Raw genomic sequence first — 14,756 nt, forward strand, 5'->3', positions numbered from 1 at the left:
AGAATAAATTATGATATATACTTTAACATTAAATCCAGCTATAGATTATTATATAGACATGAATAACTTTGAAGAGGGAGAATTAAATAAGGTTAATAATGCCTATACATTGGCTGGAGGAAAAGGAATAAATGTTTCAAAAGTTTTGAAAAATTTTAATATTGATTCTGCCGCTTTAGGATTCTGCGGAGGATTTACTGGGGATTATATAAAAAAACATCTTAAAGAATATGGTATTAAAGAGAGTTTTATATATTTAGAAGAAGATACAAGAATCAATATAAAATTAAAAACAGATAAAACAGAAAGTGAAATAGCAGGGAAAGCTCCTAATATTTCAAAAGAAAAAGTAAATGAATTATTAGAGTTCATAAAAAATAATATAAAAGAAAATGATATATTGGTATTATCAGGAAGCGTTCCTAGCTCTATTGAAAACTCTATATATAAAGAAATCATAAATAAAGCAGGCAAAAATGTAAAGGTGATATTAGATGCAAGAGATGAGGCATTCAAAATAGGTGTAAAAGAAAAAGTATTTCTTACAAAACCAAACAAAAAAGAGTTAGGAGAATATTTCAATAAAAATATAGAAACCACAGAAGATATTGTTAAGTACGCTAGAGAATTAATAAAAGACGGAAGCGAAAATGTAATAGTATCGCTAGGCAAGGAAGGTTCTATGTTAATAACAAAAGATGAGGCTTATATAGGCAATGCACCAGACGGCAAATTAATAAGCTCGGTTGGAGCTGGAGATTCTATGGTGGCAGGAATAGTTTATGGAATAAGTAAAAACCTTAGCCTAATAGAATCATACAAATATGCTATAGCAAGCGGAAGTTCTACGGCATGCTCCGAAGGATTAACTACATTTGAGAATATGAAAAAATTTTTAGAAAATACAGAAATAAAAAAAATTAATTAATGTTATAAATAAATGGAGGCTAAAAATGCTAAAAGATGTTATAACTTTAGATTGTATAAATATTGATTTAAAGGGACAAACAAAATTAGAAATTATAGATGAAATGGTAGACATGCTCTATAATAACGGTAAATTAAATGACAGAGAAGAGTACAAGAATGAGATTCTAAAAAGAGAAGCTCAAAGCTCAACTGGTATGGAAGAGGGAATAGCTATACCTCATGGAAAAACTAAGGCTGTAAAGATTCCTACCGTAGCAATAGGTATTTCAAAAAAAGGTGTTGATTATGAATCATTAGACGGAGAACCTTCCCATTTATTTTTTATGATAGCAGCTCCTGAAAACTCTAATGATTCTCATATAGAATTATTATCAAAAATCACTACTCTTCTTCTTGAAGATGATATAAGAGAGGCTTTATTAAATGCAAAAAGCAAAGAAGAAGTATTAGATATTTTAATGAAAAATGCTGAAAAGGATAATGAAAACTCATCTCTAAATCAGGAAAGTAATAATAATAACAATTCATATCAGGTATTAGCTGTTACGGCATGCCCTACTGGAATAGCACATACTTATATGGCGGCAGATGCTTTGCTTAAAAAAGGTAAAGAATTAGGAATTACGGTTAAAGTAGAAACTAATGGTTCAAGCGGAGTAAAAAATGAACTTACAAAAGAAGAAATAAAAAATGCAAAAGGTATAATAGTAGCTGCTGATAAGAATGTAGCTATGGAAAGATTTGCAGGAAAAAATGTTGATATAGTAGGAGTTAAAGAAGCTATAAAAAATCCTGAACAATTAATAAGAAATGCTGTAAATCAAACTGCTCCTATATATCAATCAAGTAATGACAGTTCTTCTTCCAATAATAGATTTGCTAAAAAGCCTAAAACTGGAGTATATAAACATTTGATGTCTGGAGTATCAAATATGCTTCCTTTCGTTGTAGGAGGAGGAATACTTATAGCTTTCTCATTCATGTTCGGCATAAATGCAAGCAATCCTAATGATCCTTCCTACAATTATTTTGCTAAACTTTTAAATGATATAGGAGGAGGAAATGCATTCTTCCTTATGGTTCCTGTAATGGCTGCATTTATTGGTATGAGTATTGCTGACAGACCTGGATTTGCTCCAGCTATGGTAGGCGGCTTAATATCAATAAACAGCGGAGGCGGTTTTTTAGGCGGTTTAATAGGAGGATTTTTAGGAGGATATATTACTCTTCTTCTTAAAAAAGTATTCAGCAAATTGCCAGACAGTTTGGAAGGAATAAAGCCTGTTTTACTATATCCGTTATTTGGTATATTCTTTACTGGTGCTGTAATGTATCTGTTTATAGTTGACCCAATAGCTGCAATCAATTCTGGACTTTCTGAGTTCTTAAAAAGTTTAGGAACTGGAAATTTAATAGTACTTGGTACTATACTAGGTGCTATGATGTCTACTGATATGGGAGGTCCTATAAATAAGGCTGCTTTCACATTTGGTATAGCAATGATAGCATCTGGAGATTATGCTCCTCATGCTGCTGTTATGGCTGGAGGTATGGTTCCTCCTTTGGGAATAGCATTGGCTACTACAATATTTAGAAATAAATTTACTGCTGATGAAAAAGATGCAGGAAAAACGTGCTATATTATGGGTTTATCATTTATTACTGAAGGAGCTATACCATTTGCCGCATCAGACCCTATAAGAGTACTTCCATCATGCATAATAGGTGCTGCAATTTCTGGGGCTTTATCTATGGCTTTTCATATAGAACTTAGGGCTCCTCATGGAGGATTATTCGTTTTGCCTATAGTAAACAATCCTGCATTATATCTGCTTGCTATAATTATAGGCTCTGTAATTACTGCCTTGATACTTGGATTTATTAAGAAACCTGTGAACAATTAACATATATCGGCTAGAGTTTATAATTAAGCTCTAGCCTGAAATTTTCAAAAAATTATTCTAAATAGCATCTATGAAATCTATGAAAGCCAAGAGAATCATAATAAACATCTTTAAGTTTAGGAGATACAAGTAATGGTTCTGTATAATAGTATATAGGTATTATAGCCTCTTCTTTCATAAGCATCTCCTCAGCTTTATGCATAGTTTCCATTCTAAATTTTTGATCTCCAGAAAGCATAACCTGATTAATCATATCATCATAAGCCTTATTGCTGTAAACACTGTAATTGTTAGGAGAATAGCTTATACATAGAGTCATAAAATTAACAGGATCATCAAAATCCCCATTCCAGCCTCCTCTAGCCATAGTAATATTTCTATCATATCTAGTTTGCAAAAATACAGCCCATTCTTCTTGAGTTAATGTAACATCTATACCCAAATTTTCTTTCCACATCTGCTGAACTGCTTCAAATATTTTTACATGTATTCCTGGATCTGCCTTAAACTCCATAACTGGAAAACCTTCTCCATTAGGATATCCAGCTTCTGCCATTAATCCCTTAGCTTCTTCAACATTCTTTGCATATCCTTCTTCACTTAAATCAATATATTCCCCGCCATTTTCTCTAAAATCTCCTTCATAATCTGATATGCCGTAAGGAACTAATGCTCCAGCAGGTTTTTCTCCTCCCATAGTTACATATTGAACTATATAGTTTCTGTCAATAGCAAGAGATAATGCTCTTCTTACTCTTACATCTTTCAATATATCATTAGTTAAATTTAAGCAATAATAATATGATGATATTCTAGGCTTAATAACTATAAGTCCCTCATCCTGCAATGCTTTTATATCCTGTCTTGGAAATGATCTTGCAAAATGCAAAGTTCCGCCCTTAACTCCTGCAACTGAACCTGTTTCATTTTCCATAAGTACAAATGTAATCTTGTCTGGAACTATATTATCTATATTCCAGTAATTAGTATTTTTTATCATAACTAAACTTTCATCTCTGTTTCTCTCAATAAGTTTGAAAGCCCCGTTTCCAATATAAGTATCAGCTTTCAAAGTCCATTGATCTCCGTACTTATCTATAATATCCTTTCTTAATGGGTAAAAAGTAGGAAAACTTAAAAGCTCTAAAAAATAAGCTGTAGGAGCTTCTAGTGTTACTTCTAAAGTATAATCATCTATTGCTTTTATACCCAAACTCTCTTTAGGCATTTCACCAGCAGTTATAGCCTTAGCATTCTTTACTGGCTCATGCTGATAACCATACTGACTGCCTGTTGCAGGATCAACAACTCTCTGCCAAGAATAAACAAAATCTGATGCTGTTACTGGTTTTCCGTCAGTCCATTTAGCATTAGTTCTTAATTTAAATGTATAAACAAGTCCGTCATCACTAATATCCCAGCTTTCTGCAACTGCAGGCGATAATTTACCATTAAAATCTTTTTCCACCAAGCCTTCAAATGTATGAATTAAATAAAATACTGCATCCGAAGTAACATTAATGCTAGGATCAATAGTATTAGGTTCAGGTCCTGTATTGATGAATATTGATATGCCTTCATTTGATGAATTTGTCTTTGATGAGGAACATGATATCATTAAAGACATGATAATAGTTAAAATAAATATTATATTTATCTTTTTCATAATAATATATCTCCTGTATAACTTTATAAAGTAATATTTTAGATAGTATACACTTTATTCAATTAATATCAAATTTAATTTTTTTATTCTAAATATGCACTAGAAAAACTATGTTTACCCATAGAATCGTATAGAACACCTTTTAATTTCGGAGATACCAGCAATGGTTCATTATAAAAATAAATAGGTATTATAGCCATATCCTGTATTAATAGTTCTTCTGCTTTATGCATGGTAAGCATTCTATGAGATGTATCTGTAATCAAAGTAGCACTCTTTATAAGATCATCATATCTCTTATTGCTGTAAACACTATTATTATTTGCAGAATAGCTTAAAAATATAGATAAAAAATTAATAGGATCATCAAAATCTCCGTTCCATCCGCCGCTTGCTATTTCTATATTTTTATCAAATCTTTGAGTAACTAAATCAGACCATTCCAATTCCTCTAAAACAACTTCAATACCAAGATGATCCCTCCACATCTTCTTCACAGCATCAAATATATATTTATGAACACCATGAGTAGTTTTAAAAGTCAAAGTAGGAAATCCAGCACCGTTAGGATAACCTGCAAGCATCATTAATTTTTTAGCCTCTTTAATATTATTCTCATAATTTTCTTTTGTTACATCTATATAATCTCCGCCGTTCTCTCTAAAATCTCCAAAAAATCCTGAAACTCCATAAGGAACTAAAGCAGCTGCTGGTCTTTCACCGCCCTTTGTAATATTTTCAATTATATAGTTTCTGTCTATAGCTAGAGATAAGGCTTTTCTAATATTGGCATCAGATAAAACTCCGTTAGTAACATTAATAAAATAAAAATATGTCGCCACTCTAGGAATATTGCGTATATATCCTGCCTTATTTAAAGATGCAATATCTTCTCTTGGAAAATTTCTTGAAAAATAAAGATTACCATCCAATACAGCTTTAGCAGAATATCTATTATTATTAGTTAATACAAATTCTAATCTGCTTGGATAAACATATTCTTTATTCCAATAATATTCATTTCTTTCCATTACGATGGATTTATCAAACTCTCTCTTTGTAACTTTGAAAGGACCATTGCCTACAAAAGTTTCAGGAGAATCAGTCCAATTAGAACCGTATAAAGTTATTATATCCTCTCTTAAAGGATAAAAAGTTGGGTATGCTAGAATTTCTAAAAAATATGTTAAAGGCATATCCAATATTATTTCTAAAGTATAATCATCTATGGCTTCAACACCCAAATATTTTGTCTCAATTTCTCCACTGTTAATAGATTTTGAATTTTTAATAACATTATATTGATAAGCAAATTTACTCTTTGTTTTGGGATCAAATAATCTTCTAAATGAATAAACAAAATCCTTAGCTATAACTGGATTGCCGTCGCTCCAATAAGCATTATCTTTTAAATGAAATGTATAAACTAATCCGTCGCTGCTTATATTCCAGCTTTTAGCAACAGCAGGAATTATATTTCCATCTTTATCTTTATTTACCAAACCTTCAAATACATGAGTTAAATAAATTAATGTATCGGATGTTACATTGATGCTTGGATCTATTGTATAAGGTTCTGAACCTATATTAATTAATAATGATTGATTTTTATTAACTCTATTCTGCGATACGGCACTATCTATCTTAGAACATGATACCAAAAATACAAATATAGCAAATAAAAAACAATATTTTAACATACAGCATTCCAATAAATATTACATTCTATATTTGAGTATATATTTTATATTAATTAATGTCAAATAGTATTTTTACTCTCTTAATTTAAAATAAGATATTATTTTCTTTAATTCTTTTACCTCATCAGAAAGAAATCTGGATGATTCAGTAGCCTTATCTATAAACTTAGAATCTGCAGCATTGCTTATATCTTTGCTGGAATCATTAATCTTGTCTACATATTCATGTATCTTATCAGAATTATTTGAAACCGTATTAACTTTTCCTTTTACTGTACTTATTACATCATTTAAATAATTTATAGTACTGTTAATACCTCTGCTCATATCCCCAATCTCATCGTTTAATTTAAGATAATCTTCAGAAATCTCCCAAGATATATCTCCGTCTTTTATTTTAACAAGATTATCATTCAAAACATTAACTACAGATACTACCTTTCTATTAATAATATTAGGAACTATAACCACTATTAATATAATTATAGCTGATATTATTATCCACATAAATATTATGATTTTATAATTACTGAAAAATTCTGCTTTAGCTGATACAGCCAGCTCTATTCCCCAATACACGTCATCAAACATATGTATAGGTTTAAGAATATAAAAATATTTACTTGAACTCTTTTCATTATATGCTTCTTCAAATACAGTATTATTAGAGTGTATAGCTCCTAATAAATTAATATCTTTATATATAGACGAATTGGTAATATTTTCTCCTATTCTGTATATATCTGTTGTGCAGTAAATAATATCTCCTTCATTATTAAATAGAGAAACTGTAAAACCATTTGTATCATCATAAAATATAAGATTATCCAAAGATAAATTCAAAGAAGATACAGCAATTATTTTATTATCTCTAGAAAATATTGGTACTGAGTATGTATACATAGGCATATATTTTTCTTGCACTGGATAATAGTTCAATGTTGTAATATGAGGCTTTCCGCTTTTTATAGTAATATTTAAATAATTATATTCCAAATCTGATTTCTTCATACTAATTCTGCTCACGCTATTATCTTTATCTTTAAGCAAATATATTCCCAATCTTCCGTCAATATCATTATAAAGAGGATTATTAATATATATGCTGTCATTATCAAGAGCATTAGTTAAAAATACCAAAGATATAGATGCAGCATTAGTACTCATTTCGCTTGCAAATCTCTTCATTAAGTCTTCATACACTTCTCTATTTCTAACATTATAATTATATAAGTTTTCTACAGAATATTTTATATTATTAAGATAGTTTAATTCTACATTGATTATGCTTTCTACTTCAAATAATTCTTTATCAGACATTTGAGATATTGCAAATAAAGACATTTGCTTTGTCATTTTATATATATAAATTGTATTTATGATACCGAATATTAATATTATTGTTATTATAGGTATCATAATGAATAAACTTATCTTTATATTTAAGCTTACTTTATCATTCATAAAATCCCTTTTAATTTTAAATTTTTTATTATTTATCAAATTGGAATATAAAATAATTATCTAATTTCTCAATTTAAAATATCCAATAGCTTCTATTAATTCACTAGCTTCATTAAGTAAAGACTGTGAAGCAGCTGTTGCCTCTTCAACTAAAGCGGCATTCTTTTGAACAGAAGAATCCATATTGCTTATAGCCGAATCAACTTGTTCTATACCTTTTTGCTGTTCCTGAGATGCTATATTTATTTTATCCATCATGCTTGATGCACTATCCATCTTTAGGGAAATGTCTTCAAACATTTCCTTAGAATTTTTTACACTATCAGCTGCTAAATTAGTTTTTTCATTACTGTCTATTATAAGTGCAGTAATATTTTTTACAGATTCCTGAGTATTCTGTGCCAAGTTTCTTACCTCGCTTGCAACAACAGCAAATCCCCTACCCTGTTCGCCTGCACGTGCTGCCTCTACAGAAGCATTAAGTGCAAGTATATTTGTCTGAAATGCAATATTTTCTATAAGTTTAGTAATATCCATTATCTTAGTACTGGCTTCATGAACATCATTCATCTTATTAACTGTTTCTTCTACTGTAATTCCAGCCTTATTTAATGATTCCTTAGCATCTGACACAATAGAAGTACTTTCAGCTACACTCTCAGCCGATTCTTTTATAGCACTAGCCATTTGATTCATTGAAGCCGCAGTTTCCTCCAAACTAGATGCCTGAGATTCTGTTCTCTGAGATAAATCATTGTTACCTGCCAAAACCTGATTTGCAGCTGTAGAAACTTGCTCTGCAGAATTTTTTACCGTTCTCACTACTTTATTTAAATTGCTCAATATCCTTTCCAAACTTTTGGCAATATCTCCCCATTCATCATTCATATTAAGAAACTTCTCTGATACATGAAATGATATATCTCCATTTGATATTCTTGACATAGATTTGGAAAAAATACCTATCATACTAACTACTTTTCTTTTAGTTATTATAGGAACAATTATTGAACTTATAACCACTATTAAAAATGATATTATAATCATAATATTTCTTATTATGTTGCTGTCTTTTAATATAACATCATTTGGAGCAGTTATTTTTAATCCCCAATATCTTCCCTTTGACAATTCTAAAGGAGTAAAAGAATACGTATAATACTTCTTCAATGTACCGCTGAAACTTTCAAATATCAAATTCTGCCCGCTTTTTATTTTATTGAATACATCATGCTTCGCATAATAAGGATATATTTCATCTATAGACTTATACCTATAACTGCTTTTATCACTATCATATACTATAGTTCCTGAATTATCAAAAAGAGTAACTGTAGTACCTTCAAATAATTTTATTTTTGATAATAAATTATTAACAGAATCAGATATAATATCTAAGCAAATAACCCCTATTACCTTATTGCCGTTTTTTATAGGTATACCCCAAGTATAAAGCATATCATTATATACATCTGTAATATAAACTTCTCCAGTATTCAATGGCTGCGTATAAGAAAGATTTCCAAAAACCTTTGAATCAAAATATGATTCTTTAAAATTATCTGCACCGTTTCTTTGAACATAATAATTAAAACGTCCATTAGCAGAACCATATTTCTGAGAATTTGTATAGTTAGAATCATTATCTAATGCATTAGGTTCAAATCCTATAAATATAGCGTTAACATTTTGAGATAGTTTTGTGAAAAAATTATATACTGTTGTTTCGTAAAAAACTCTGTTTGTCATTCCGTCGCTATAAAAACCCTCTATAACTTTTTGAAGCCCAATAGTATAATACAAATCATCTTCCATAAATGACTGTAATTTTGCCGCTTCACCTTTTGAGCTTTCCTCTAAAATTTTATAAGATAATTTCTTGTTTGCATTTTTTACATATAAAACATTAATAGTGTTTGAAATGATAAGCATTACAAGAAGAGGAACTAATATTGCTAAACTGATTTTTATTTGAAGACTGAATTTTTTAATCATAAAAAAACCTTTATATATAATTATGAATAATTATATATATTAAACATATAATTTCAATAATAAAAATTGTTTTATTACAAATAATTTTTAAAATAAAATGAAATAATTATACAATATACATGTTTGAAAACTCAATTGATAAGTAATTATACTATTTTAATTTATAGTATCTGTATTTCTATGATTTCCTTCTGCTTTATAAAACGTAAGCATAAAGAATATCTTATACAAAATAGTTAATATTTCAAAATATAAAACATTATTTTATAATTAAAAAAAACTTTATAAAGTACTTTCTATGCAATATAATACTTAATTTTGTATACCATTATTTAGTAACTTTTTAAAATTTATCCTAAACAATGTTACAGTTGTACATACTGCTATAAAATCAGCTATAGGTTCAGCTAATAATACTGCCATAACTTTATTTTCAAAGAATATAGGAAGTATAAATATAAGAGGTATTAATAGTATAACCTTTCTCAATATAGCAAGAAATGCTGATATTTTAGCATTTCCCAAAGCAACAAATGTCTGCTGGCATGCAGTCTGAGCTCCAAATATCAAAGAACTAGCCATATATATTCTTAAAGCCCAAATACTATAATTTATTAATTCATCATTACTAGTAAATACTCTTACAAAAAGATATGGAAAAAATATTGATATTGTCCACATTAATGAAGAAAATGATAAACAGCTTATAAGAAGTATTTTAAAAGTACTTTTTACTCTTTGCAAATTCCCAGCTCCATAATTGTAGCTTATAATAGGCTGAGCACCTTGAGTAAGCCCCATTATAGGAAGAAAAGAAAACTGCATAATACTGCTTAATATTGTCATAGCACCGACTGCTAAATCTCCTCCATATTTTAAAAGGGAAGTATTAAAAGATACTGATAAAATACTCTCTGTAAACTGCATAATAAAAGGTGAAAAACCTAAAGCCAAGCATGGAAGTATTATTTTTGGAGATATTTTCAAATTTTTTATTCTTAATTTCAAAATAGTTCTTTTTGAAGTCATAAATAAAAGAATCCATATACAAGATATAGCCTGAGATATTATTGTTGCAAGTGCCGCACCTCTTACATCCATATTAAATGCAAATATGAATATAGGGTCTAGTATTATGTTTACTACAGCACCTATAAGAACAGTAAACATGCTTGTCTTTGCCTTACCCTGTGCAGTAATAAACGTATTTAATCCCAATGCCAATTGAACAAATATTGTACCTATAGAATATATACGCAAATATCTTAATGCATATATAATAGTATTTTCACTGGCTCCGAAAAGCATAAGTATAGGCTCAGCAAATATCAATAATAGTATAGTTAATGTTATTGAAATTATTATTAACGTCATAGTACAGTTGCCAAGTATCTCTTCGGCATTATCATAATGCTTTTTTCCCATCATAATAGATGCACGTGGAGAACCGCCCATACTAATAAGATATGCAAATGCTGATACGGCAATAATTACAGGCATTGTTACACCAACTCCTATTAAAGCCATTGCTCCAATATCTTTAATATGTCCGATATACATTCTATCTACTACATTGTATAAAACGTTTATTATTTGGGCTGCTATGGCAGGAAGGGCTAACTGAAATAATAGTTTTCCTACTGGTTTATTTGCTAAATCATTTGATTTATTGTTTAATACTGCATCATTACTCATAATTATTCCATATAACAATTTTTTTATATAGTATACAATATAATAAACCTATTTATATTTTAGTCAAACTATATTATTTATTCATTTACTCCGCCTGCTGTTATATTAGATATAATTTTTTTGGATAATATTATATACATCACTATAGTTGGTATCAAAACTATGACAACAGTAGCAAACATACCTGAATAATCATTCGTATATCTCATAGACTGTATCATAGAAAAAAGTCCTATTGACAAAGGGCGTAAATTTGTTCTATTTGCAAATATTAATGCTATAAAATACTCATTCCATATAGATATAAAATTAAATATAGAAACAGTTATTATTCCCGGCGAGGCTAATGGAAACATAATACTCCAAAAGGCCCTGAAAGGCGTACATCCATCTATTGCGGCAGACTCTTCAAACGTAGATGATATATCTTTAAAAAATGATATTAAAAAGAAAATTGTAAAAGGTATATGCATAGCTATATAAACCATAATAAGTATAAATCTGTTATTTATAAGTTTTAAGCTGGTTGCTATACCAAATAACGGAATAACTATCATTATACCAGGTATTCCCATACCAAGCACAAATATATTTTTCAAAAGTCTGTTAAATTTAATATCAATTCTAGCTATAGCATAAGAAGCAGGAGCACATAATATAATCAAACCTACACAGGAAACAATAGAATAAATAATAGAATTAACAAAATATGTACCTACCCTATTATTAACAAAAGCCTTATAATAATTTTGAAAGTTTATACCAGAAGCAAGCAATTTTCCATCAAAAATATCAGCTGTTGTAGATAATGAAGCTAAAAATATCCATCCCAAACATATAAATGTTAATAAACACCAGCTAAACATTATAAAATATTTTAATATAGATGATATCTTAATACTTTTTTTTCTTTTTATATTATTGATTGTCATAATTATTTATTTTTATCCTTTATCAATAAGTTTACTAACAAGAAAGAAATCAATGCTATTATAGACAAAATAACGCATACCGAAGCTCCTAATCCTGCATTTCTCTCAGATATTGTAACCTCAGAACCGAATAATTGAGTATACATATATACTTTTGGAGTAACTGTACCAGGCAATGCAAAAAGAGGTGAAAATATTTGAGACCATACAAATATTCCAAATGATTCCACACTCCATATAACTATAGCACTTTTTACAGCACCTAAAATCATTGGAAAAGTAATATTAAAAAATTTATCAAAAGAATTAGCCCCATCTATTGAAGCAGAATCGTATAAACTTGCAGGTATTGATTCCATAGATGCTGAAAACATAACCATATAATAACCTATATTAGAAAATGAATATGCTGTCAATATTGCAATAAATATATAGTCAGGGGAAGCCCATTTTACTTGTGCTAAAGAATTCAGTCCTATTAATGTAAAAAATGATTTTAAAAATCCATAATCAGGCTGAAAGAAATAATGAATCCACATTGTAGCCAAAGCAACCGATGATATAATATTAGGCATATATATAACTGTTTTGAAAAATGATTTAAATCTTATATTGGAAAATGTAATAACAGAAGCAAAAAATAAAGCTATAGAAAAAACTATAATTCCTCCTATAATCCATATTAAAAATACATTAAGTAAAGATCTAACAAATAATTCACTATTAAAAAGATAAATAAAATTTTCAAGTCCTACAAATTTCCAATTAGCAAAACTGTCAGATATAGTTTTTACATAAAAAAGACTCATAATCCCAGTTCTAAAAGCAGGATATAAAAATGTCAATATAAATACTATTAAGGCAGGAAGTACAAAAACTACCGCTGTTATTTTACTATATTTTTTATACATACTATATACTCAAAAACTGTAAGGAGAGAATAATCCTCTCCCTACAGTGATTATAACAAAACTATTTTATTTTTTCATCTCAGCTACAAACTCTTCAGCTGTTATTTGACCAGACATTAATTTTATAATATTAGCATTTATAACAGGTGTTTTTTCTGTATTAACATCTATTCCTCCGTCTATAGGATAATATTTTCCTAATTTAGGGAATATTTCTTTAGTATCTTCAAGCTGTTTAGTCCAATATGTTGTCATAGTAGATACAGGAAGTGCATAAGAACGCTTAGCTATCTCTTCATCCCATTTTCCAGTTGTAAGATGAACTATTATATCAAATACTTCTTTAGGATATTTTGTATCTTTATTGATTTGGAAAGACTGACTTCCATACTGCATATCATAAAGTCCGTCAGTTCCGCCTTCAACTGTAGGATAAGGGAAATGTCCCCATTCAAAATCCTCTCCTGCTGTAGCCATTACAAAATTAGGAACCCAAGTACCATTTAAAAACATAGCAGCTTCTCCTCTGGCTAATTCATGTCTTCCTGCTGGGAATTTATTTCCTGCAACCTTAGGAGATACATATCCCAATTCCACCATTTCCTGCCAGTCTTTAGCAGCTTTTAAAACTATAGGATCATCCCATAATCCTTCCATAGCTACTTTTTGCACAAATTCCGTACCCTTATATCTAGCTATATGATATCCCAATAAAGCATTAATCTCAGCATCATCATCTGTAATAGGAGGTATTCCTAAAGCTTTTATTTTAGCACAAGCATCTTTAAACTCTGCCCATGTTTCAGGTACTTTTTCTATACCAGCATCTCTGAATATTTTTTTATTGTAATTAAATACAAATACAAAAGGCTGATATGGTATAGAATATAGATGTCCATCACCAGCATGCTGTCTGCCCAAGTCTAATAATGATTTTATAATAACATCCTGATAAGGTTTTCCGCCTGTAGTATCATAAACATTAGTAATATAATCATCTAAAGGCAATGCATATTTTTTCCAAAGTTTAGAAGTTCTTTCAATATCTTCATCCCAAAAATCTATCACCTGTCCGTAATCCAAAGCAGGCTCAAGAGTTTTTCTGATTTCACGTCCATTGAAATTCATCTCTACTTCTATATCAGGATGCTGCTTCATATAATCCTCAATAGCAGCCTTAACTGCCTGACCTTGAGATTCTGTTTCATTCCACATTGACCAATAAACTATTTTCTTTTTTTCTGTATTACTGCCTGAACATGACAGTAAAAATACAAATACTAATAAAATGAATAAGATTTTTTTCATAGTAAAATCTACCCTCCAAAAAATATTTAATTTTTATTTATTTGATTTTTAAGGCAATGTTATTTCACAGATATTAATATATTGTGAATAAATATGAATTGTATTTAATACAGATGACCCATCTGCAAATATTAAAGAATTGGAGGAAAGCAGTATTTATAGATGAAATGCATAGTATGACTTTTTTTAAAAATTTTCATAATAAAATACCTTTGAATAACTTTACTCTATGTTACAGATATTAAATTAAT

General features: G+C 29.2%; 10 protein-coding genes. 2 read left to right on the forward strand and 8 right to left on the reverse strand.

Going from position 1 to position 14,756, the window contains the following annotated elements:
- The first annotated feature begins 10 nt into the window (after positions 1-10).
- Together pfkB and Q0J69_RS01150 are read left to right on the forward strand one after the other, a co-directional pair.
- Positions 11-928: a 1-phosphofructokinase gene (gene pfkB, locus Q0J69_RS01145; RefSeq protein ID WP_297203517.1), complete on the forward strand. Its 918-nt coding sequence runs from the start codon at positions 11-13 to the stop codon at positions 926-928.
- Between the two features lie 25 nt (positions 929-953).
- Positions 954-2,834, forward strand: a complete 1,881-nt coding sequence (locus Q0J69_RS01150) for a fructose-specific PTS transporter subunit EIIC (RefSeq protein WP_297203519.1) — start codon at positions 954-956, stop codon at positions 2,832-2,834.
- 52 nt (positions 2,835-2,886) lie between these two features.
- Here Q0J69_RS01150 and Q0J69_RS01155 read toward each other — a convergent pair whose 3' ends face one another.
- The 8 genes from Q0J69_RS01155 to Q0J69_RS01190 form a co-directional block, all read right to left on the reverse strand.
- On the reverse strand, positions 2,887-4,500 hold the full coding sequence (locus tag Q0J69_RS01155; protein WP_297203521.1) for a peptide ABC transporter substrate-binding protein: 1,614 nt from the start codon (positions 4,498-4,500) through the stop codon (positions 2,887-2,889).
- Between the two features lie 83 nt (positions 4,501-4,583).
- On the reverse strand, positions 4,584-6,200 hold the full coding sequence (locus Q0J69_RS01160; RefSeq protein ID WP_297203523.1) for a peptide ABC transporter substrate-binding protein: 1,617 nt from the start codon (positions 6,198-6,200) through the stop codon (positions 4,584-4,586).
- Between the two features lie 72 nt (positions 6,201-6,272).
- Positions 6,273-7,664, reverse strand: a complete 1,392-nt coding sequence (locus Q0J69_RS01165; protein ID WP_297203525.1) for a methyl-accepting chemotaxis protein — start codon at positions 7,662-7,664, stop codon at positions 6,273-6,275.
- Between the two features lie 60 nt (positions 7,665-7,724).
- Entirely contained in the window at positions 7,725-9,659 is a 1,935-nt protein-coding gene (locus Q0J69_RS01170) for a methyl-accepting chemotaxis protein (RefSeq protein WP_297203527.1), read from the reverse strand.
- Between the two features lie 312 nt (positions 9,660-9,971).
- Complete coding sequence (locus Q0J69_RS01175) at positions 9,972-11,354, reverse strand: MATE family efflux transporter (RefSeq protein WP_297203530.1); 1,383 nt, start codon at positions 11,352-11,354, stop codon at positions 9,972-9,974.
- A 77-nt stretch (positions 11,355-11,431) separates the two neighbouring features.
- Positions 11,432-12,286, reverse strand: a complete 855-nt coding sequence (locus Q0J69_RS01180) for a carbohydrate ABC transporter permease (protein WP_297203532.1) — start codon at positions 12,284-12,286, stop codon at positions 11,432-11,434.
- Between the two features lie 2 nt (positions 12,287-12,288).
- Positions 12,289-13,197: a sugar ABC transporter permease gene (locus tag Q0J69_RS01185; RefSeq protein WP_297203534.1), complete on the reverse strand. Its 909-nt coding sequence runs from the start codon at positions 13,195-13,197 to the stop codon at positions 12,289-12,291.
- A gap of 66 nt (positions 13,198-13,263) precedes the next feature.
- Complete coding sequence (locus tag Q0J69_RS01190) at positions 13,264-14,505, reverse strand: ABC transporter substrate-binding protein (RefSeq protein ID WP_297203537.1); 1,242 nt, start codon at positions 14,503-14,505, stop codon at positions 13,264-13,266.
- Positions 14,506-14,756: the final 251 nt, after the last annotated feature.

This window comes from uncultured Brachyspira sp. (genome assembly GCF_944388875.1).
In the GTDB taxonomy this organism is placed as follows: Bacteria; Spirochaetota; Brachyspiria; order Brachyspirales; family Brachyspiraceae; genus Brachyspira.